Raw genomic sequence first — 20,863 nt, 5'->3', positions numbered from 1 at the left:
CAGCATGCCCGCAGCCGCGCGAGCCGAGGACCAGACTCGCCGCTGGTTGGCCGAATTTGTTGTCGGCCTCAACCTGTGCCCGTTTGCGCGACCGTTGCTGGATAACCCGCAGCTGCGTATTGCGGTGTCAGACGTTCAGGATGAGGCGGCCCTGTTTCGCTTTTTCCTGCGCGAGCTCGACCTGCTGCAATCCACACCGGAAGCAGATGTGGCGACCAGTCTGCTGGTGTTTACCGGGGCGCTCGGCGACTTCGATGAATACCTGGATTTCCTGCACCAGGGGCGGGAACTGCTGGTCGAAGCGGGCCTCGAAGGGCTGGTGCAGCTGGCCAGTTTTCATCCGCGGTATCAATTTGACGGCGAGCCCGCCGATGCCGTCAGCCACTTCAGCAACCGCTCGCCCTGGCCGACGATCCACCTCATTCGCGAGGATATGCTGTCGCGCGTTCTCGGCGATTTCCCAGACCCGGAGGCCATTCCGGGACGCAATATCGAAACCCTGGAGTCGATCGGAAGCGCCGCGATAAAGGCCCGATGGCAACGACTGTTGGCGTGATTACACCTTGGCAAACTCCCGCGCTGTCCCGGTCCAGCGCTGGATTAAAGGTTCTGCCAGCTCGGGGTAATCGGATTGGATTTGCGCGGACAGCGCCTGCACCGTATCGAGCAAATGGTTGTGCTCCGGCAGCCGGGCCACCCGAAATGCCATCAGTCCCGTTTGCCGCGTTCCCAGCACTTCACCGGGGCCGCGCAGTTCGAGGTCTTTCTCGGCGATGTAGAAGCCGTCGTTACTCTCACGCATTGCCGTAAGCCGTTGCTTGCCGTTGGCGGACAGCGGGCTCTGGTAGAGCAACACGCAGTGGCTGGCGGTGGTACCCCGACCCACGCGACCACGCAACTGGTGTAACTGCGCCAGGCCCAGTCGCTCCGGGTTTTCGATGATCATTAGGCTGGCGTTGGGCACGTCCACCCCCACCTCGATCACCGTGGTGGCCACCAGCAAGTCCAGCTCACCGGCTTTGAACGCCGCCATCACCGCATCTTTCTGTGCCGGCTTCAGGCGCCCGTGCACCAGTCCTATGTTCAGGTCTGGCAGCGCAAGTTGCAGCTCGTCTGCGGTGGCCTCCGCGGCCTGGGCCTGTAGCACGTCGCTTTCTTCCACCAGCGTGCACACCCAGTAGGCCTGGCGGCCGCCGGCACAGGCACCGGCGACGCGCGCGACGATCTGCTGGCGCCTGACGTTATCAATAAGCACGGTCTCCACGGGCTGCCTGCCCGGCGGCAGCTCGTCGATGATGGAGCAATCCAGGTCTGCATAGGCCACCATGGAGAGCGTCCGCGGGATCGGCGTTGCCGTCATCACCAGTTGGTGCGGACGGCCCACATCCGGTGCCGATTTCTCGGTTAGGGAAAGGCGCTGGTGCACGCCGAAGCGATGTTGCTCATCCACCACAACGAGGCCAAGTCGCTGAAAGGCTACGTCCTGCTGGAACAGTGCATGGGTGCCCACCACAAGCCCCGCGTGGCCGCCAGCGATACGCTGCAGGGCCTCGCTACGGGCCTTGCCCTTGCTGCGCCCGCTCAGCCAGGCGATCTCAATATCCAGCCCGGCGAACCAGCCCTGGAAGTTCAGCCGGTGTTGCTCTGCCAGGATTTCCGTGGGCGCCATGATGGCAGCCTGGTAGCCGCCAGCAATCGCCTGCAAGGCTGCCGTGGCCGCGACCAGGGTCTTGCCGGAACCCACATCGCCCTGAACCAGTCGCATCATGGGGTGGGGTCGGGCCAGGTCCGCGCTGATTTCGGCCATTACCCGCGTTTGCGCTGTGGTGGGCTGGAATGGCAGTGCGGAGAGGAAGCGCTGCATCAGTGTGCTGTTTCCAGGAATTGGAGGCGCGCCATCCTTTTGCTGCTCCTGGCGCAGCCCCTGCAGGGTCAGGTTGTGTGCAACCAGTTCTTCTGCCGCCAGGCGCAATTGCGCCGGGTGCTCGCCATCGCGCAACATCTCCTGGGGGGCATCCGGCGGGGGGGCGTGCAGGTAAATCAACGCTTCCGCGAGGCCGAAGCGCAGCGCTTGCCCGGCGGGTAACAGTTCCCGGGGCGCGCTGTGCCGCAGCCTGGACACAGCCTGTTCGCAGAGGCTGCGCCACTGGTTCTGGCCGATGCCGTTGATGGTCGGATAAACCGGTGTCAGGGCCTCTTCCACGGGTGTTTCGCCCGACTCCAGTTTGCGGTATTCGGGGTGATACATCTCCAGGCCGCTGGCGCCGCGTCGCACCTGGCCGAAGCAGCGCAGGCGCGTGCCGGGACGCAGGTTGTTTTTCTGGGCGGCGGAGAAGTGGAAAAAGCGCAGGCTGAGGGTTCCGGTGCCATCCTGGAGCCGCACCACCAGGCTGCGTCGCCGGCCAAAGGCGATGTCCGCCACCCTCACCTCGCCCTCGATCACCACGTCGGCGCCGTCTGCGGCGGCGCCGATTGGTGTTACCCGGGTCCTGTCCTGGTAGCGCAGGGGCAGGTGAAACAGCAGGTCCTCCACCCGGTAGATACCCGCCTCAGCCAGTTTTGCGCCCAGCTTCGGGCCCACGCCGCGCAGCTGGGTAACAGGATCACTGGCGATGCCTGCCATCAGGGAACTAGTCTTTCAGGGCCTCGGCCAACACGTCGATGGCCTGGTGACGCGGGTAGCTTACGCGCCAGGCCAGTGCGATGGTGCGGTAAGGCGCGGGGTCATTGAATGGGCGTACCAGCAGTTCACCGTCGCCGTAGAGCGCGGTACTGGCCGCAGACTCAGGCAGCACGGTGATCCCCATGCCGCTGGCAACCATGTGCTTGAGTGTTTCCAGTGAGCTGCCTTCCACCACCGAGTGGTCGCGGTTGCTGTGCTCGATCATTGATTCCTGCAGCCCGGGACAGGCCTGCAGGACCTGGTCGCGAAAACAGTGGCCCTCTCCCATGAGCAGGACCTTGTGCCGGGCGAGTTCGGCGGGGTCGATAGACTGTTGCTGTGCCAGCGGATGGTCCTCTCGCAACAGCACCACGAATGGCTCATCGAACAGGGGCTTGGTCACGACATCGGGTTCGGTAAAGGGCAGGGCGACGAAAATTGCGTCCAGTACGCCGCTGCTGAGTTTTACCCGCAGGTCAGCGGTATAGCTCTCCTCGATATACATGGGCATTTCCGGCGCCAGCTGTTTCATGCGCGGCACCAGCCGCGGGAACAGGTACGGCCCCACGGTGAAAATGGCGCCCACCGACAGCACGCTGCCAAGAGGGTCCTTGCCCTGCTCCGCGAGGCTGACCAGGTTGCTGATTTCCTGCAGCACGGTGCGCGCCTGGGCGACTATTCTCTCGCCTATTGGCGTGGGGGAGACCTTGTGCCTGGCGCGTTCAAACAGGCTGATTCCCAGCTCTTCCTCGAGCTTCTTGATGGCGATGCTCAGGGTAGGCTGGCTCACATTGCAGGCGTCTGCGGCCTTGCGAAAGTGTCCTGCTTCGGACAGTGCCACCAGGTAGCGTAGTTCGGTCAGCGTCATGATCAGGTTGCCAGTATCGCCTCGACTTCGATGTCTACGGCCTTCGGCAGTGCCGCTACCTGCACGCATGCCCTGGCGGGATAGGGCTCATTGAAGAACTCGGCCATGACCTCGTTGACGGCAGCGAAGTCGGCCAGGTCGGTGAGCGAGATATTGATCTTCACCGCATTGTCCAGACTGCCACCGGCTGCGTTGGCAATTGCCTGCAGATTCTGAAATACCTGAGTGGCCTGGGCCTTGATGTCACCCTTCACCAGTTCCATGGAATCTGGTACCAGCGGTATCTGGCCGGAGATCCACACAGTGCCGCCGACCTTGACGGCTTGGGAGTAGGGGCCTATCGCCGCGGGGGCTTCGGGCGTGGAAATGATGGCTCGGTTGGTCAAGGTATTGCTCCTGCTGGATTAGTTTTTGACGCGGGTTACTTTGCGGACCGAATTGGTGCTGCGCAGCCGTTTCATGATTCGCGCCAGATGCACCCGATTCTGCACCAGTAGCTCCAAATCGACATAGGTAAACTGGTAGTCCTTGTCTTCGGTAGTGATCTTCTCGATGTTCACACCCATGGCATTGATCCGTGTAGCGATGACGGCGATCATGCCGCGCCGGTTTTCCACTTCGATACGCAGGTCGACCGCATACTCGCCCTCGACCTGGTCGTCCCAGCGCAGGGCCACCAGGCGCTCGCTGTTCTCGCGCATCTCGTTGAGATTGTGGCAACGCTCGCGGTGGACCACCACGCCTTTTTCGGAGCTGAGATAGCCCTCGATGGGATCGCCCGGAATCGGGTGGCAGCACTTGGCATAGGTGAGCATGAAGCCCTCGGTGCCGCGTATTGCCACGGGGTGATTGTGCTGCGGCTCCAGCTGTTCGTCGCCGGCCACGCCGAGCATCTGCTGTGCGGTGATGGCGGGGAGGCGGTTGCCACGGGCGATGTCTTCGAGCAGCCTGTCCAGGCTCGCGTACTGGTGTTCCTCGAGAAACGCCTGCTGCTCATCCTCGGGAATAGTCTCCAGGCTGCTGTCGAGGGTGGCGAGAGCGCGATCAAGGAGCCGCCGTCCGAGTGCCACCGAGTCATCGCGGGTCTGGTTCTTGAGGAAATGGCGAATATTGGTACGCGCCTTGGCCGTTACCGCGTAGTTGAACCAGGAGGGGTTCGGGCTGGCGCCCTGGGCGGTGAGGATTTCAACCGTCTGCCCGCTCTGTAACGGTTCCGACAGGGGCGCCAGGCGGCGGTTAATGCGACAGGCGACACAGCTGTTGCCGACATCGGTGTGCACGGCATAGGCGAAATCCACAGCGGTTGCACCGCGCGGCAGTTCCATGATGCGGCCCTTGGGGGAGAACACGTAAATCTCGTCCGGGAACAGGTCGATTTTTACGCTCTCGATGAACTCCAGGGAGTTGCCCGCTCGCTGCTGCATTTCCAGCAGACCCTGTACCCATTCCCTGGCGCGCGCGTGACTGCCGTTACTGGTTTGGCTGTCGCTCTTGTAGAGCCAGTGGGCAGCGATACCGTTGTTGGCCATATCCTCCATTTCGCGGGTGCGTATCTGGATTTCGATGGGCACGCCGTGCATGCCCATCAATACTGTATGCAGCGACTGGTAGCCGTTGGCCTTGGGGATTGCGATGTAATCCTTGAATTCGCCCGGTACCGGCTTGTAGAGGCTGTGCACACAGCCCAGCACGCGGTAACAGGTATCCACCGAGTCGACGATGATGCGAAAGGCGTAGATGTCCATGATTTCGGAGAACGACTTGCGCTTGGACTTCATCTTTTTATAGATGCTGTAGAGGTGTTTCTCACGACCCACCACCTCGGCTTCGTGACCCTCCTGCAACAGTGTGGCCCCGATCTGCTGGCGGATTTTCTCGACCAGTTCCTTGCGGTGGCCGCGGGCGTTGCGTCTGGCGGCTTCGATGCGGCGCGCGCGCATGGGGTGCAACGCGGAAAAGCCCAGGTCTTCAAACTCCATGCGCACATTGTTCATGCCCAGGCGCATGGCGATCGGCGCGTAAATCTCCAGCGTTTCCCTGGCGATGCGTTTGGCCTTGCTGGTTTGCAGCACACCCAGTGTGCGCATGTTATGCAGGCGGTCGGCGAGCTTCACCAGTATCACGCGGATGTCGCGCGCCATGGCCAGGGCCATTTTCTGGAAGTTCTCCGCCTGCTTCTCTTCCAGCGACTCGAATTCCATCTGCGTCAGCTTGCTGACGCCATCCACCAGTTCGGCCACGGCCGCACCGAACTGCTCGCCAATGGCGGATTTCGGGATGCCGGTATCTTCTATGACATCGTGCAGCATGGCCGCGATCAGGCTCTGGTGGTCCATGTGCATGTCCGCCAGGATGCCGGCCACGGCAAGGGGGTGGGTAACGTAGGGCTCGCCACTGCGCCGAAGCTGCCCGAAATGGGCCTGCTCGGCGAAATAGTAGGCGCGTTTTACGCTGCTGCTCTGCTCCGGGGTGAGATAGGTATGGAGCGTTCTGGTCAGGGCATCGATGGATTGTACGGCGTTCATATCCTTGCCTTGCGGCGATGCCCCGGGGCTTACAGGGCCTCGTTGCCGGCTTCGGCCATTACCTCAGCCAGTTCTTCCTCGGCCTCCAGTTCATCTTCGCGGGTGAGGATGTCGGGTGTGACCAGGCCTTCCGCTATCTCGCGCAGGGCAATTACGGTGGGCTTGTCGGACTCCTCCTCGACCAGTGGATCCTTGCCGCCGGTGGCCATCTGCCGCGCGCGCTTGCTGGCTACCATCACCAGTTCAAAGCGATTGGCGACGTTATCCAGGCAATCTTCAACAGTTACTCGTGCCATTTAAGTCAGTCTCATGTTCAGCGTTAACGAAGAACCGGAAATTATACCCTGTGCGGCGGCCTTGCTCCAGCGTGAAAAATTACCCTGGTTGCCATCAGGAGAGCAGCTGTTGCAATAGCGGCGCCAGGCTTTCGCGCTGCTTGGCGGTTGCCAGGCGGTGTGCTGAAACAATCGTCTTCAACTCAGCCAGTGCCTGCTCAAAGTCGTCATTCACCACCAGGAAGTCGCTTTCGACATAGTGCGACATCTCTTCCACGGCTTCGGCCATGCGCCGATCGATGATGTCCTGGCCATCCTGTCCTCTGCCGGTCAGCCGCTGCAGCAGGGTTTCCCGGGACGGGGGCAGTATGAAAATCGAGCGCGTTGCCGGCTGCAGGCGCTTGACCTGCTGGGCGCCCTGCCAGTCTATCTCCAGAATGACATCGGTGCCTGACCCCAGTTGCTCCTCCACCCACAGTTGTGAGGTACCGTAGAGATTGCCGAAGACGCGGGCATGCTCCAGGAACTCCGCGCGCTCGAGCATGGCCAGGAACGTCTGCTCTTCCACGAAATGGTAATTGACACCATCCTGCTCTCCCGGGCGCATGGCCCGGGTGGTATGTGAGACCGAGACGCGCAGGTCCGGGCTGCTCTCCACGAGGGCGGCGACGAGGCTGGTTTTGCCCGCCCCCGAGGGGGCGGAAACGGTGTACAGGGTTCCGGTACGACTCATTGATTGACGCTCTTATTCGATATTCTGAATCTGTTCGCGCATCTGCTCGATCAGCACCTTCAGTTCTACCGAGCTCTGGGTGGTGCTGCTGGAGGTGGATTTCGACGACAGCGTATTGGCTTCCCGGTTGAGCTCCTGCATCAGGAAATCCAGGCGCCGGCCACAGGGGCCGCCCTTGTCCAGGATCCTGCGCACCTCGGTGACGTGCGCATCCAGCCGGTCCAGTTCTTCGTCAACATCCGACTTCTGCGCCATGTAAACCAGCTCCTGCTCCAGTCGGCCCTGGTCCACGTCGGCATCCAGATCCTCGATGCGGGCTATGACCTTGTCGCGCTGCTGTTGCTGCAGTACCGGGATGCGCTCGCGTGTTACCGCAACCTCCTTCGCTACCTGGTCGATGCGCTCGCGAATCAGGCTGGCCAGTTTCTCGCCCTCGCGTGCGCGATTGGCTGCCAGCGTATCCAGGGCGGCGCTGTAGAGTTCAGTCACGGCGCGTTGCAGCGCCTCTTCCGATTGCTCGGGTGGGCTGCACACGCCCGGGAAATGCAGTACATCCAGGGCGGTGGGCTGGTTGACCTCGAATACCGCGGCAACCTGCCTGCTGGCATCTGCCAACGCCTTGAGGTTATCTTCATTGATGCTCAGCGTGGTACCGCGTTCGGGACCCTGCTGGACGCGAACAAAGCAATCGACTTTTCCTCTCGCCAGCTTCTTGCCCGCCCTTTCGCGAAGGTTGGGTTCCAGTGCGCGCAGGCTGTCTGGCAGCTTGAAGGTGCAGTCGAGGTAGCGGTGGTTGACGGTGCGCAGTTCAACGGTCAGCGTGCCCTGCTCGGTGTTACTGCTCTCCCGGGCGAAGGCCGTCATGCTGTGTAATTTACCCAAATCTGCGCTCTCTCTGGTTGGTGACTGCGACAGCCACGAGTGTATCAGCTTGCCATAACTGCTCACAGTGCGTCGCAGCGAGTATACTGCTGCTTTTTCGCTTTGGAGAGTGTTATGCCAAGACCCAGTGGGCGCCGTCCTGACCAGCTCAGGGACATTTCTATTACCCGCAATTTTACCTGCCATGCGGAGGGCTCCGTGCTGGTCAGTTTCGGCGCCACCAGGGTCATTTGCACCGCCTCGGTGGAGGAGGGCGTGCCCCGTTTCCTGCGCGGCGAGGGCCGTGGCTGGGTTACCGCGGAGTACGGCATGCTGCCAAGGTCGACGGGCACGCGCATGGGGCGCGAGGCCGCGCGCGGCAAGCAGGGCGGCAGGACGGTGGAAATCCAGCGTTTGATCGGGCGCTCATTGCGAGCGGCGGTAGACCTGAAATTACTCGGCGAAAACACCATCAATATCGATTGCGATGTGATCCAGGCTGACGGTGGTACGCGCACCGCATCCATCACCGGCGCCTGTGTAGCCCTCGTGGATGCGCTCAACCACTTGCAGCGCCGCAAGATTATCAACACCGATCCGCTGTCGCAGATGATTGCTTCCGTTTCGGTGGGAATGTACGAAGGCGAGCCAGTGCTTGACCTCGACTACCCGGAGGACTTCGCCGCCGACACGGATATGAACGTGGTGATGGGTGAGTCAGGCGGGTTCATTGAAGTACAGGGCACCGCCGAGGGCGCGCATTTTGCGCGCGAAGAGCTCAACGCCATGCTCGACCTCGCCAGTTCAGGAATTCTCGAGCTCATAGAGAAACAGAAGGCGGCCCTGGCTGAGGGGTAGTTGCGGGCCCGTACGCACAGACCCCGCCATCGATCCAGTTCTGACATCAGCTGATGCGCGTGGTGCTGGCGTGCAGGGCAGCATGCCTGAAGGGTTGCTGGTCGAGCGCGGGGCTCACGGCGCCCGCTGACTACAGCTCGATATCGTAGTCCATGATGATGGGCGCATGGGTGGAGAACTCACGGCTCTTGTAGATGGCTCCGTAGTCCACGGAATACTGCAGCCCCTTGGACACCACATGGAAATCCGTGCGCCAGCCATTGCTGCTGCGATCGCCATCCGGCCACCAGCTGAACTCGTCCTGGTCTGAGTTGATCTCCCGGAAGGCGTCTACGTAGCCCTCCTGGAACAGTTCATTCATCCACTGGCGTTCTTCTGCGAGGAATCCGGATACGGTGCTATTGCGTTCGGTGTCCTGCACGTCACCCGGGGTGTGGGCAACATGCCAGTTGCCGCAGATGATGAACTCGCGGCGTTTGTTGCGCACCTTTTGCAGGTGATTGCCCAGCAGTTCATAAAACTCGTTTTTGCGCGCCTGTTGTTCGGCATTACCGGGCTCGGCCACCGGGGCGAGCAGGCTGGCCACGCTGATGTTTTCGTAGTCTGCCTGGATGTAGCGGCCTTCCATGTCGAAATCAGCAAATCCCAGCCCGGTCATGATGGCTTTCGGCAGTTGACGACAATAAATGGCGACACCGTTGGCCTTGCCATCGACGTCGTCGAAGAAATACGGGTTGTAGTCCTCAGGAAAGTAGAGGTTGTCCTGGAGATCGTATTCGGAGCACTGCAAATCCTGGATGCACACGAAATCGGCATCCTGCTCTTTCAGCCAGTCGTAAAATCCTTTCTCAGCGGCGTTCTTGATGCCGTCTGCGCTGAAACTGATGATCCGCATTCATAGCCCCTTGAAATGAGAGCGTGTATCATATCGCCAGTCCGGGCCAGGGTGATCCTTAACCAACGGTCCGGGCAATCAACTACTCGTTATCCGATTGTTATTAACTATTGGCCTGGCCGTGTTCGGTTTTCGACGTTGGCCGCGGATTGGGTCCGCAGACAGGCAGGCAGAGAGTACCGGATAGCGGAGCATTCTATCGGGGAATGTCCTGATAACAAAGTGGCCAGTGCAATAATCGCTTGTGAATTGTGGCCAATATTGGAAGGTTTTCATTCTTATGCACGCTTACCAGAATGCATTTATCGAGCTTGCGAGGGAGTACGAAGTACTCAAGTTCGGCGAATTCACCCTGAAGTCCGGCCGCGTCAGCCCTTATTTCTTCAATGCAGGCGCGTTTTCCAGCGGCCGCGCGCTGGCGGCACTGGGGCGTTGCTATGCCAACCGAATAGTTGAATCCGGCGTGCAGTTCGATGTCCTGCTGGGCCCCGCCTACAAGGGCATTCCGCTGGCGGCAGCAACGGCGATCGCGCTGTCTGACGACCACGGTATCGACGTGCCCTTTGCCTATAATCGCAAGGAGGCAAAATCCCATGGTGAGGGCGGCATGCTGGTAGGCGCCCCGCTTTCGGGGCGGGTGCTGGTGATCGATGATGTCATCACCGCAGGTACGGCTGTGCGCGAGGTTATCGCGATGATTGGCAGCGCCGGCGCGACGCTGGCCGGTGTGGCGATCGGTCTCAACCGCCAGGAGCGCGGCGAGGGCGAGCTGTCCGCAATTCAGGAACTGGAGCAGGAATACGGTATTCCCGTGCTCAGCATAGTGGATATGAACCACCTCATAGAGTACCTGCGCGACGCCGGCGATGCCGACGCCGCCCTCGACGCAATGCAGGAATACCGAGATCGCTACGGCGTTTGACTTGTTCCGGAACCGGTCAGCACCTATATTGACCCCATGAATATGAAGCGCTTCTTCTGTTGCGGTGTCCTGTCGCCCCTGTTGCTGCTGGCTTTTTCGATGCCGGCGGCGGCGGTGAAGCTGTACCGGTATACCAATGATGAGGGCAACCTGGTTATTGATTACCAGGTGCCGCCCGAGCACGTGAAGAAAGGCTATGAGGTGCTCAATGACAAGGGTGTGGTGACCAAGGTTGTGCCCCGCGAGTTGACCGAGGAAGAACAGAAGGAAGCAGACGCACAGGCGCGCCTGGAGGCTGAGGCGCTGGCAGAGCAGCGACGTTTGCAGGAGTGGGACGAGTCACTGTTACTGCGCTACAGCACTATAGAAGATATTGAAGCTGCCCAGGAGCGTGCGCTGATGGATCTGCGTATTCGCGTCAGCATCCTCAAGAGTAACAAGCATTCACTCAAGCAGAAGGTCGAGAATTACCAGGCGCAAGCAGCTGATCTCGAGCGCATGGGTAAGAAAGTGGACGTCGAACGCCTGCAGGCGATCGAGGACCTGCAGGCGGAAATTGCCGCTACCGATCGCGCAATAGCGGACCGCAATGTAGAAATCGACGAGGTGAATGCGGCCTTCCAGTCAGATATCGACCGTTTCACTGTGCTGTTGGAGATGGTGGAGTTCCGGCGCACCATGATGGCGCAGAAACGGGCCGAAGAGCAGGAAAAACGGGTAGACCCGCGCCGCTAGTCAGCCCTGACCGAGTGGCTGGGCAAAACCCGGTTGCCCCGGCAATGGCTTGCTCACTGCCGGCTTGAAAAATCCCGCCATGAGCAACTCCCACTGCAATTTCCAGTCTTCCGTCGGCGAGCGCTTGAATCCGGAGCGGACATACTGTGATATGCGCCCCTCTGCCGTGGCCATCAGCAGGTTTGCCGCGGCCGGAAGCGGAATAGCAGGACGCAGCCCCTCGCGCATTTCCGCCTCGCGTATGACTTGTTTCAGCTGTGTCTCAAAGCGATCGAACAATTGCGCCACCCGCATGTGCAGGCGCTCTGTCTCGCCGGCGAGCGCGTCGCCGGTGAGGATTCGTGTGATCCCGGGGTTGCGCTCGGTGAAGGCCAGCAACAGCATGAGCATCTTTTCACAGCGCGCTGCCGCTCCCGGTTCCTCGTTGAGGATAAGCTTGATACGGCTGAACAGGGTGTCTTCGATGAACTCAATCAAGCCCTCGAACATTTTCGATTTGCTGGGGAAGTGCCGATACAGGGCCGCTTCGGACACGCCAACCTGTCGGGCCAGCCCGGCAGTTGTAATCCTGTTGCCCGGGTTGGCTTCCAGCATCTGGGCCAGGGCTTCGAGGATGTCTTGGCGCCGTTGCGACTTTCTGGGGGGCATGGCAATTCTTATCAGACCGTTTCGCTTCCATGCTAGCGATTACCTGTAAGCCCTGCAATAAGCAGCGGCTAAATTTGCCTGATAAATAAGGGCTAATCCGTGTTTCAGCTGCCGCGTCGATTGGTTATGAGGGTGCCGATACCCTCGTTGGTGAATATCTCCAGCAGCACCGCATGCGGAACCCTGCCATCAATAATGTGCGAACTGGCGACGCCACTCTTCACCGCATCCAGGGCGCAGCCGATTTTTGGCAGCATGCCGCCGTGAATCGTGCCGTCAGCAATCAGGGCGTCGACTTCTTCGGTGCTCAGTCCGGTAAGAATCTGGCCTTCCTTATCCAGTAGCCCGGCCACGTTGGTCAGCAGCATGAGCTTTTCGGCCTGCATCACCTCGGCCAGCTTGCCGGCGACGAGATCTGCGTTGATGTTGTAGCTGCTGCCGTGGCTATCCACCCCGATCGGGGCAATCACGGGAATGAAGTTGCTCTCCAGAATGACGTTGATGACTTCGGTATCGATCTGGTCGACCTCGCCAACGTGCCCGATGTCGATTATCTCGGGCGCCTGCAACTCGGGGCTGTGGCGCGAGACCTTGAGCTTCCGGGCGCGAATCAGCTGGCCATCCTTGCCGCTGATGCCGATAGCCTTGCCGCCATTGCGGTTTATCGAGGATACAATTTCCTTGTTGACGCTGCCGCCCAGGACCATCTCCACCACGTCCATGGTCTGGGCGTCGGTGACGCGCATACCCTCGACAAACTCCGTGTGAATATTGAGCTTCTCCAGCAACGAGCCGATCTGGGGCCCGCCGCCGTGCACCACAACAGGGTTCATGCCCACCAGCTTCATCAGCACCACATCGCGTGCGAAGCTTTCGTGGAGTTCGGGGTCGACCATGGCGTTGCCGCCAAACTTGACCACGATGGTCTTGCCGGTGAAACGCTGGATGTAGGGTAGCGCCTCGGTAAGAACCTTGGCGATATTGAGGGCGGCATCGCGTTCGAGTGACATGTATTACAACCTGTAAGGGTCTAGAAGTTCAGTTCAAGGGATGAATCAACCAGGGCGATCTGCTCACGGAACTCACTGATAATCATATCCAGCGCTTCCTGCGTGTTGGCCTCGAAGCGGGCGGTCAGTGCCGGGGTAGTATTGGAAGCGCGAACCAGGCCCCAGCCGTCGGCGAAGTCAACACGTATGCCGTCCATGGTGTTGACCTTGCCATAGGAAAAATCGGTGTTGCGCACGATCCGGTCCATGAGCGGATACTTTTCATGCTCGGGTACGGGGATCAGGATTTCAGGCGTGTTCACCGTGGCCGGGAACACATCGATCATGTCATCCAGGCTGTCTCCCTGGGTGCTCATGATCTCTGCAAGCCTGGCGGCAGCGTACATGCCGTCATCGAAGCCAAACCAGCGCTCACCAAAGAACATGTGGCCGGAAAACTCACCGCCGAGCAGCGCGCCTGTTTCCGCCATTTTCTCTTTCATGAAGGCATGGCCGGTTTTCCACAGTACCGGGCGGCCACCGTTACGGGTGATCAGCTCGGTGAGATTGCGGCTGCATTTCACGTCAAATACCACGTCTGCACCCGGGTTGCGTGACACCACGTCCTGGGCAAAGATCATCAGCAGGATATCGGAGCGCACGATGCGCCCGCTGCCGGTAACGACTGCCAGGCGGTCTCCGTCGCCGTCGAAGGCCACGCCGAAGTCTGCTTCCTCGCGGGTTACGGCGTCACAGAGGGCCCGCAGGTTTACCTCATTGGAGGTGTCAGGCGGATGGTTGGGGAAGGTGCCGTCGACGCTGCAGAACATGGGCACCACCTCGCAGCCGAGCTCTTCGAAGAGCATCGGGGCCACATCACTGGTGGCGCCGTTGCCGCAATCGATCACCACTTTCAGCGGCACGGCAATCGCCACGTCCTGCACGATTTCATCGATATAGGCCTCGATCACGTTTTCCTTGATCATACGGCCGTTGCCACTGCTGAACTGGCCTTCCAGGACCCGGTTGCGGATATCTTCGATACCGCCGGCGTGAATCGTCTGCTGATTGAGCACGATCTTCAATCCGTTGTCGGTCTTGGGATTGTGGCTGCCGGTGATCATCAGGCCGGACCGGCGATCCAGGTGACGGGTGGCAAAATACAGTACCGGGGTGGGTACCAGGCCGATGTCGATCACATCGCGGCCGGACTCCATCAGTGCGCGAATCAATACCGCTTTCAGTGCCGGGCTTGAGGAGCGCCCATCCGCACCTACCAGCAGTGCCTGTTCGCCCATTTCACCGGCGATACTGCCCACCGCCAGGCCAATCTGTGCCATCAACTCCTCGGTCAGCTCTTTTTCCGCGTTTCCGCGAATGTCATAGGCCCGGAATATGTGCGCCGGGAAATTGGCGGGGATGGCGGGCGCGAGATCGGGGACTTCATCCACGGCCAGGTCGAGTTCCAGTACCTCATCCAGCTCCGCTGCCGAGGGCACACTTTCCACCGAATCGAGCGTTTCCACCTCCATATTCGGCAGCGGTGCATGGCTCTGGCTGCCGCCATCGCTCTGGCGCAGTGCGCGCAGCGTGGCGCGACGCAATTGCCTGGCAACGGTCACCAGCTCGGGAATGCTCAGTTTCAGTTCGGACTTGCGATCCGAGGCAGAGATCATGCGGTTGACGTCTTCCTCTATGATCTTCGGCATGCGCAGTGCAACCACGGCAAAGCCTGCCAGTGTCGCCAGTATGCACAGGGCCAGAGCCGCATACAGCGGAGCGGGCTGCGCTCCCAGTGACGTCATCAACTCTGCCGACGGCGTAAACGCAACGCGCCAGTTAGTATCGGGAATGACGGCAAAACGCCGGTATTTGTCACGATCACCGCGGCCGACACTGGCAATGACCGTGGTGCGGGTCTTGCCGTCCCTCGAGGTGTGCACTTGTTCCAGCTCGTATTTGCCAGTACCCGGGTTGAGCGCCTGCAACTGTTCGGCGAGGGTTTTGTTGTCGATGGTGGCGACGAGTACAGCGGTACGATCGCCCATCCTCGGATGCTGCACCAGCTCGGCAATGGTGGTTAGCCAGCGGTCCTCGAATTTGAAGGCCTCCGGCAGGGTTTCTTTGCCGCTGGCTGTGCGCCTTACCATGTCTACTTCGATATGGTTGCGCAGGCCCTGGTCACCGCTTTCAAATACGGCGGTGCCCATATCGCCCACCGGCACCAGGCGCATGCTGATGAGGTCGGGAAAGTAATCCAGCACGGCCTGTTCCACCAGTTCAATGTCCTGCTGTGAGCGGCTGGCGATAGCAGAGAGCGCCAGCGGCGACCGCGCCGCGCTCTGCAGTCGCTGGCGCAACAGCTGCACCCTGGCGTTGATGTTGGTGGCCTGCTGTGTGGCGAAGGCACCCGCCACGCGATCCGCCTGGCCGGCCTTGATGCCCGGCTCCCGGACCAGCAGCAGATAGGCGAAACAGCCTGCTATCACCAGCAGGGTAACGACCAGCCCGGTAAATGCGACCTTATAGGTGGCGTTACCATCTGCACCGATTCCCTGTGGATTGCTCGCAGCCTGTCGTGGCCGGGCTTTCTTTGGCGCAGCTTCCTTCTGCTTTTTTTGCTTTAGTTTTTTCAGCATACTCTCTGGCCGATCCCGCTTCTGCCTGAATGATATTACGCCAACGCCTGAGCGTGAACGCGCTTTGTGTATTTTCCTCAGTTTTCCCGGTACACCCGGGCGATCTCCTCGAGGATCTCGCGCGCTATGTTGAACTTGGTCGCCCGGGCCAGGGTGCGTTGGCCTGATTCGTGCAGGATGGTGACGGCATTTTCTTCGCTGTTGAAGCCTATGCCCTGCTCGGAGACATCGTTGGCGACGATCATGTCGAGGTGCTTGCGCTGCATCTTGTCGCGAGCGTAGGCCAGCACATCCTGGGTTTCCGCGGCGAAGCCCACGGTGAATGGAGGCTTTTCGACGGCTGCGATTGTGGCGACGATATCCGGGTTCCTGACCAGCGGCAGGGAGATTTCTTCTGCGCCTTTCTTGATTTTCTGGCCCTGCACCTGTGCCGGTCGGTAGTCGGCAACGGCAGCACAGGCAATGAAGATGTCACACTCGGCGACCTGGTCCAGGCAGGCGGCGAGCATGTCCCGGGCACTCTCCACGGGGTGGAATGCCACGTGATCAGGTACCGGCAATGTGACGGGGCCGCTGATCAGCGTGGTGCGCGCGCCCGCCGCGACAGCCGCTGCGGCCAGGGCATAACCCATTTTTCCGGAGCTGTGGTTGGATATATAACGTACCGGGTCCAGTGCTTCGCGCGTGGGGCCGGCGGTGATGACCACCCGCTTGCCGGCGAGCAGGCCGCTCTCGAACAGGGCGGCCGCGGCGGACGCTATCTGGTCCGGCTGCTCCATCCGCCCGGGGCCAGTATCGCCGCAAGCCTGGATGCCTTCTGCCGGTCCGATGAAATGGACGCCGCGGTCGCGCAGCGTCTCGGCATTGGCCGCCGTGGCAGCGTCTCGCCACATCTGCTGGTTCATGGCCGGTGCCAGTAACACCGGTGCGGGCGTGGCCAGGACCACTGTGGTGAGCAGGTCGTCGGCGCGACCAGCCGCCAATCGCGCCATCAGGTCGGCGGTGGCGGGCGCCAGCAACAGCAGGTCCGCCCAGCGCGCCAATTCGATATGGCCCATGCCCTGCTCCGCTTGCTCGTCCAGCAGCTCGGTGTGCACGGGCTTGCCGGAGAGTGCCTGCAAGGTAAGGGGAGTGATGAACTCGCGCGCGCCCCGGGTCATGATGACGCGCACCTCTGCACCGAGCTCCTGTAACTGGCGTACCAGTTCCGCCGACTTGTAGGCGGCAATACCCCCGCTCACGCCAAGCAGGACATTGCGATTAAATAGATGTGCCATCCGAGCGCCCAAGTTGCCACAATGAATGTCGAGGCGGGGAACGATACCATCTGGCCCCGCCAGATGACACTGCGGGGCAGTCATGCTCAGGGAGGAGCACAATGGGCGCGAGCCGCTGGGAGCCGGGGGAAGGGCCCCGAGATCGCCTGCTGGCCAGGGGGCCGCAGTCGCTTTCCGACGCCGAGGTGCTGGCGGTTTTGTTGCAGACAGGCTCCCGGCAATACAACGCGGTGCAGCTGGCGGGCGAACTGCTGAGTCAGTTTGGCGGCCTGGTTGGGGTCATGCGCACCGACGCATCGCGCCTGCTGGCGTTCGCGGGCGTGGGCCGGGCCAAGTACGCGGTACTGCAAGCGGCGCTGGAGTTGGCCCGGCGCCAGGCGCTGCAGGAGTTGGAGGCGGAGAGCGTGCTGTCCAGCCCGGGGCAGACGCGCCGGTTCCTGCAGCACCATCTCGGCTCCCAGGTGCGGGAAGTCTTCAGTGTGATCTTCATGGACAACCAGCATCGGGTAATACGCTGTGAAGACCTTTTCCTGGGAACGATTGATGGCGCGGCAGTGTACCCGCGGGAGGTCGCGGTGCGGGCACTGCAGTACCGCGCCGCCGCCGTCATCCTGGCACATAATCACCCTTCAGGTGTGGCGGAACCCAGCAGTGCAGACCGGCGCATTACCGAGAGGTTGTGCTCGGCGCTGGCGCTGCTGGATATCCGGGTGTTGGACCACATTATTGTCGGTCGGGGCAGGGAGTTCTCATTCGCCGAGGAAGGCCTGCTCTGACATCCGGGCCCAGGCCGCTTGATGGCAGTAGCGTGGCAGGAGGCCGCGACGAGTGGCCGGCGGGGTTGCGCTCCGTGTCGGTCCCGGAGTTGCTATACGCAAGGTGTTCTGGTATAAAGTCGCGCTCCGCGCGGCCGGGGTCCCGTTTTTGGGCTCTGAAAGGCCTCAGTTTTCATCAACTTCCCGCGATTTGGGAGAGACAGCATCATGGCAAGAGTATGTCAGGTCACCGGCAAGCGCCCGGTCACCGGAAACAACGTATCACACGCGAAAAACCGCACCCGTCGCCGTTTTTTGCCCAATCTCCACCAGCACCGTTTCTGGGTGGAATCCGAGAAACGCTTCGTGAGCCTGCGGGTATCCTCCAAAGGCATGCGCATTATCGACAAGAAAGGCATCGAGACCGTTCTTGAAGACATTCGCGCCCGCGGCGAGAAGGTATAAGGAGAAGCAGCATGAGAGACAAGATTCGCATGAACTCCACAGCGGGTACCGGTCATTTCTACACGACTGACAAGAACAAGCGCACTACGCCTGACAAACTGGAGATGAAAAAGTACGATCCGGTTGCACGCAAGCACGTGATCTACAAGGAAGCGAAGATCAAGTAAGCCCGATCGCGCTGAACCCAGGAAACCCCGGCCCAGTCCGGGGTTTTTTGTGCCTGCAAGAGCGGTACCATTGCCCTCTCTTGAAAAGAAGTGTGCTTTTATATGCCTGAGCTACCCGAAGTAGAAACAACACGGCGGGGTGTCGAGCCCCACGTGATTGGTCGCAAGGTGACACGACTGCTGGTGCGTGAACCGCGCTTGCGCTGGCCTATTCCCCCGCAACTCCCCAGGCTCCTGCAGGGCCAGCCCATAGAGGCGGTGGAGCGGCGCGCAAAGTACCTCTTATTCCACACCCCGGTGGGCATGATGATGATCCACCTCGGAATGTCCGGCTCCCTGCGGGTGCTCACGGCAGGCGAAGCACCGGCGCGTCACGATCATTTTGATATCGAGCTGAGCGATGGCGGCGTACTGCGCTACAACGACCCGCGCCGTTTTGGCTGTTGTCTGTGGATTGGCCCGGGCCAGTCCCATACCCTGTTGAGCAACCTGGGCCCGGAGCCGCTGCGGGAGGAGTTTGACGGCGCCTGGCTGCACAGGCTCTCCAGGAAGCGCAAAACACCGGTAAAGGTGTTCCTTATGGACCAGAGGATCGTAGTGGGCGTCGGTAATATTTACGCCAACGAGGCGCTATTTCTCGCCGGGATTCGCCCTGATCGCGCCGCAGGACGCGTATCGCTGGCTCGCTACGAGGCCCTGGCTTCACTCATAAAGCAAGTGCTTACTTCGGCCATAGAGCAGGGAGGAACTACGCTGAGAGATTTCGTTGGCGGTGATGGCAAGCCTGGTTATTTCGCCCAGCAGCTCTATGTCTACGGCCGTGAAGGCCTGCCTTGCAAGCGTTGCGGCAGGCCTTTGCGCGAATTGCGAATAAGTCAACGAAGTTCCATTTACTGCGTGGCCTGCCAGCGGTGAACAGGCTAAACTGAAATTTCCAAAGGGGACGGGGATGGAACCCGGGAGTTAAAAAAATGAAAAAAATAACTGGCGTGCGTCGCATCGCTTCAGCACTTGTAATTGCTTGCCTGGTAATGCCACAGGCGGTCCTGGCAGAGTCTGCTATCGACGAAAGCCCCAACGAGTGGGCCATGGTGGGTGATTTACTGGTTGCCCGGCCGGCGGGCCTGGTGTTGACGGCTGGCGGTGCAGCGGTCTGGTTGGTGAGCCTGCCTTTCACCCTGCTGGCAGGTCATGCCGGCGAGGCGGCAGAAACCCTGGTGCTGGGTCCGGGTGAGTCAACTTTCATGCGTTGCCTGGGCTGCCGCAACACCGGCTATACCAACAAGGATGTCGAAGCCATCAGGGAAGCCCGGGAAGACTAGCCCGCCAGCCGGATCTAGTCTGCGAAACGCTTCTGTAGTGCTGCCGCCACGTGCGGCGGCACGAAGGGCGTGATATCGCCCTGCAGGCTGGCAATTTCCCTGACCAGGGACGAGGAAATAAACGACAGGTGCTCTGAGGGCGTCAGGAAAATGCTCTCGAACTCCGGGAACATCGCCCGGTTCATATTAGCCAGCTGAAATTCGTATTCGAAGTCGGCGACAGCACGCAATCCGCGCAAGACGCAACGCGCATCCTGGCTTTTTGCGAAATCGGTAAGCAGATTACTGAAACCCGTCACCTCCACATTATCCAGGTGCGACACGGCGGCCTCACACAGTTCCACGCGCTGGGCGAGGTTGAACAACGGCGTTTTCTTTTCACTGTGCGCGATAGCCAGCACCACCCGATCGAATAGTCTGGCGGCCCTTTCCGTGAGGTCCACGTGTCCGTTGGTGATGGGATCAAACGTGCCGGGATAGATGACCGTGTTGGTGCGCATGTAGTTAACCCCTGTTGCAGTGCCGGCGATGGTAACCCGATTCAGCGTTCGCTCACAATGAACAGGCGATAACAGACGTCGCCGGCGCGCTTTTCACGGTAAGTCTCCCATTCGCCTGGTAAGGCAGGTAGTGACTCATCCGCCCCGCTCTCAACGTACACCATGGCACCGGGTGCCAGTGCCCCGCTGCTTTGCAGCAATGCACAACAGGGTTCAACCAATGCTTTGCCGAAAGGCGGGTCGATAAACACGATATCCCAGGGGCCACGCTGGCCTTTCAGGAAATCCAGCGCTGCCAGGGTGCGGCAGTGCCCGCGCTGTGTTGCGTCGAGGGTTTGCAGGTGGTCCTGAATCTGCCTGGTGGCTTGTGCGGCGCTGTCGACAAATGTGCAGCTATCCGCGCCCCGTGACAGCGCCTCCAGGCCGAGCGCTCCGCTGCCGGCGAACAGGTCGAGACAGCGTGCTGCGTGGAGGTGAGGAGCCAGCCAGTTAAATACCGTCTCACGCACGCGGTCGGTGGTCGGTCGCAGGCCCTCGATATCCGGAAACGCCAGCTTGCGCCCCCGCCACTGCCCGCCAATGATTCGCAGTTGACCGCGTCCACGGCGCGCTTTTGCCGCTCTCGACATTTATTCACTCTATACAGGGATGGTAGGATAGGCGCTGTCGCGGCCGCCCCTCTGGTGACTGCAAACTCTAACACGACCGATATGAAATTTTTCAAGCGTAAAAAGAAACCGGAGACCAGCCCGTCTGCGGAAGAGGCG

Annotated in this window: 23 protein-coding genes; 9 read left to right on the top strand and 14 right to left on the bottom strand. The window is 60.6% G+C overall.

Going from position 1 to position 20,863, the window contains the following annotated elements:
* The first annotated feature begins 4 nt into the window (after positions 1-4).
* The gene (locus F0M18_RS11655) at positions 5-556 is read left to right on the top strand and encodes a DUF1415 domain-containing protein (RefSeq protein WP_149611619.1); all 552 of its coding nucleotides are present in this window, start codon (positions 5-7) and stop codon (positions 554-556) included.
* Here the strand turns inward: F0M18_RS11655 and recG are convergent, their stop codons facing one another.
* The 7 genes from recG to F0M18_RS11620 all read right to left on the bottom strand — a co-directional run bounded on the left by recG (position 557) and on the right by F0M18_RS11620 (position 7,945).
* Positions 557-2,623, bottom strand: coding sequence for an ATP-dependent DNA helicase RecG (gene recG / locus F0M18_RS11650; protein WP_149611618.1), 2,067 nt, complete (start codon positions 2,621-2,623; stop codon positions 557-559).
* Between the two features lie 7 nt (positions 2,624-2,630).
* Positions 2,631-3,530: a hydrogen peroxide-inducible genes activator gene (locus tag F0M18_RS11645; RefSeq protein WP_149611617.1), complete on the bottom strand. Its 900-nt coding sequence runs from the start codon at positions 3,528-3,530 to the stop codon at positions 2,631-2,633.
* Positions 3,531-3,532: 2 nt separating this feature from the next.
* The gene (locus F0M18_RS11640) at positions 3,533-3,916 is read right to left on the bottom strand and encodes a RidA family protein (protein ID WP_149611616.1); all 384 of its coding nucleotides are present in this window, start codon (positions 3,914-3,916) and stop codon (positions 3,533-3,535) included.
* A gap of 18 nt (positions 3,917-3,934) precedes the next feature.
* Positions 3,935-6,055 carry a bifunctional GTP diphosphokinase/guanosine-3',5'-bis pyrophosphate 3'-pyrophosphohydrolase gene (gene spoT / locus F0M18_RS11635; RefSeq protein WP_149611615.1) on the bottom strand — a complete coding sequence of 707 codons (2,121 nt, stop codon included), beginning with the start codon at positions 6,053-6,055 and terminating at the stop codon, positions 3,935-3,937.
* Between the two features lie 29 nt (positions 6,056-6,084).
* Positions 6,085-6,351, bottom strand: coding sequence for a DNA-directed RNA polymerase subunit omega (rpoZ, locus tag F0M18_RS11630; protein WP_149611614.1), 267 nt, complete (start codon positions 6,349-6,351; stop codon positions 6,085-6,087).
* A 94-nt stretch (positions 6,352-6,445) separates the two neighbouring features.
* Positions 6,446-7,063, bottom strand: coding sequence for a guanylate kinase (gene gmk, locus F0M18_RS11625; RefSeq protein WP_149611613.1), 618 nt, complete (start codon positions 7,061-7,063; stop codon positions 6,446-6,448).
* Between the two features lie 12 nt (positions 7,064-7,075).
* Positions 7,076-7,945: a YicC/YloC family endoribonuclease gene (locus tag F0M18_RS11620; RefSeq protein WP_262500927.1), complete on the bottom strand. Its 870-nt coding sequence runs from the start codon at positions 7,943-7,945 to the stop codon at positions 7,076-7,078.
* A gap of 114 nt (positions 7,946-8,059) precedes the next feature.
* On the opposite strand from F0M18_RS11620, the gene rph reads away from it, so the two are divergent.
* Positions 8,060-8,782 (top strand): ribonuclease PH, encoded by a 723-nt coding sequence (gene rph, locus F0M18_RS11615; protein ID WP_149611612.1) that lies wholly within the window; start codon positions 8,060-8,062, stop codon positions 8,780-8,782.
* 130 nt (positions 8,783-8,912) lie between these two features.
* On the opposite strand, the gene F0M18_RS11610 is transcribed toward rph, so the two are convergent.
* Complete coding sequence (locus tag F0M18_RS11610) at positions 8,913-9,677, bottom strand: exodeoxyribonuclease III (RefSeq protein ID WP_149611611.1); 765 nt, start codon at positions 9,675-9,677, stop codon at positions 8,913-8,915.
* 280 nt (positions 9,678-9,957) lie between these two features.
* Here F0M18_RS11610 and pyrE point away from each other — a divergent pair, with 280 nt between their 5' ends.
* Together pyrE and F0M18_RS11600 are read left to right on the top strand one after the other, a co-directional pair.
* Positions 9,958-10,599, top strand: coding sequence for an orotate phosphoribosyltransferase (gene pyrE / locus F0M18_RS11605; protein ID WP_149611610.1), 642 nt, complete (start codon positions 9,958-9,960; stop codon positions 10,597-10,599).
* A 36-nt stretch (positions 10,600-10,635) separates the two neighbouring features.
* Positions 10,636-11,334, top strand: coding sequence for a hypothetical protein (locus F0M18_RS11600; RefSeq protein ID WP_262500926.1), 699 nt, complete (start codon positions 10,636-10,638; stop codon positions 11,332-11,334).
* Here the strand turns inward: F0M18_RS11600 and slmA are convergent, their stop codons facing one another.
* From slmA to coaBC, 4 genes are all read right to left on the bottom strand, one after another.
* Positions 11,335-11,982 (bottom strand): nucleoid occlusion factor SlmA, encoded by a 648-nt coding sequence (gene slmA, locus F0M18_RS11595; protein ID WP_149611609.1) that lies wholly within the window; start codon positions 11,980-11,982, stop codon positions 11,335-11,337.
* Between the two features lie 104 nt (positions 11,983-12,086).
* Positions 12,087-12,992 carry an acetylglutamate kinase gene (gene argB, locus F0M18_RS11590; protein WP_149611608.1) on the bottom strand — a complete coding sequence of 302 codons (906 nt, stop codon included), beginning with the start codon at positions 12,990-12,992 and terminating at the stop codon, positions 12,087-12,089.
* A 20-nt stretch (positions 12,993-13,012) separates the two neighbouring features.
* Positions 13,013-15,610 carry a phosphomannomutase/phosphoglucomutase gene (locus F0M18_RS11585; protein ID WP_149611607.1) on the bottom strand — a complete coding sequence of 866 codons (2,598 nt, stop codon included), beginning with the start codon at positions 15,608-15,610 and terminating at the stop codon, positions 13,013-13,015.
* Between the two features lie 77 nt (positions 15,611-15,687).
* Positions 15,688-16,887 carry a bifunctional phosphopantothenoylcysteine decarboxylase/phosphopantothenate--cysteine ligase CoaBC gene (gene coaBC / locus F0M18_RS11580; RefSeq protein WP_149611606.1) on the bottom strand — a complete coding sequence of 400 codons (1,200 nt, stop codon included), beginning with the start codon at positions 16,885-16,887 and terminating at the stop codon, positions 15,688-15,690.
* Between the two features lie 101 nt (positions 16,888-16,988).
* On the opposite strand from coaBC, the gene radC reads away from it, so the two are divergent.
* The 5 genes from radC to F0M18_RS11555 all read left to right on the top strand — a co-directional run bounded on the left by radC (position 16,989) and on the right by F0M18_RS11555 (position 19,596).
* Complete coding sequence (radC, locus tag F0M18_RS11575) at positions 16,989-17,663, top strand: RadC family protein (protein WP_149611605.1); 675 nt, start codon at positions 16,989-16,991, stop codon at positions 17,661-17,663.
* Positions 17,664-17,870: 207 nt separating this feature from the next.
* Complete coding sequence (gene rpmB, locus F0M18_RS11570) at positions 17,871-18,107, top strand: 50S ribosomal protein L28 (protein ID WP_149611604.1); 237 nt, start codon at positions 17,871-17,873, stop codon at positions 18,105-18,107.
* Between the two features lie 11 nt (positions 18,108-18,118).
* A complete protein-coding gene (rpmG, locus tag F0M18_RS11565; RefSeq protein WP_149611603.1) occupies positions 18,119-18,274 on the top strand; it encodes a 50S ribosomal protein L33 in 156 nt (51 codons plus the stop codon).
* Between the two features lie 102 nt (positions 18,275-18,376).
* The gene (gene mutM, locus F0M18_RS11560; RefSeq protein WP_149611602.1) at positions 18,377-19,189 is read left to right on the top strand and encodes a bifunctional DNA-formamidopyrimidine glycosylase/DNA-(apurinic or apyrimidinic site) lyase; all 813 of its coding nucleotides are present in this window, start codon (positions 18,377-18,379) and stop codon (positions 19,187-19,189) included.
* Between the two features lie 56 nt (positions 19,190-19,245).
* Positions 19,246-19,596, top strand: coding sequence for a hypothetical protein (locus F0M18_RS11555; protein ID WP_149611601.1), 351 nt, complete (start codon positions 19,246-19,248; stop codon positions 19,594-19,596).
* Between the two features lie 14 nt (positions 19,597-19,610).
* Here the strand turns inward: F0M18_RS11555 and coaD are convergent, their stop codons facing one another.
* Together coaD and rsmD are read right to left on the bottom strand one after the other, a co-directional pair.
* Positions 19,611-20,096: a pantetheine-phosphate adenylyltransferase gene (coaD, locus tag F0M18_RS11550; protein WP_149611600.1), complete on the bottom strand. Its 486-nt coding sequence runs from the start codon at positions 20,094-20,096 to the stop codon at positions 19,611-19,613.
* Between the two features lie 41 nt (positions 20,097-20,137).
* Positions 20,138-20,725 carry a 16S rRNA (guanine(966)-N(2))-methyltransferase RsmD gene (gene rsmD / locus F0M18_RS11545; RefSeq protein WP_149611599.1) on the bottom strand — a complete coding sequence of 196 codons (588 nt, stop codon included), beginning with the start codon at positions 20,723-20,725 and terminating at the stop codon, positions 20,138-20,140.
* Between the last annotated feature and the right edge of the window lie 138 nt (positions 20,726-20,863).

The organism is Pseudohalioglobus sediminis (assembly GCF_008370495.1).
Taxonomy (GTDB): domain Bacteria; phylum Pseudomonadota; class Gammaproteobacteria; order Pseudomonadales; family Halieaceae; genus Halioglobus.
Note: the sequence above shows the minus strand (reverse complement) of the source record. Positions and strands in the feature narration are given on the sequence as shown.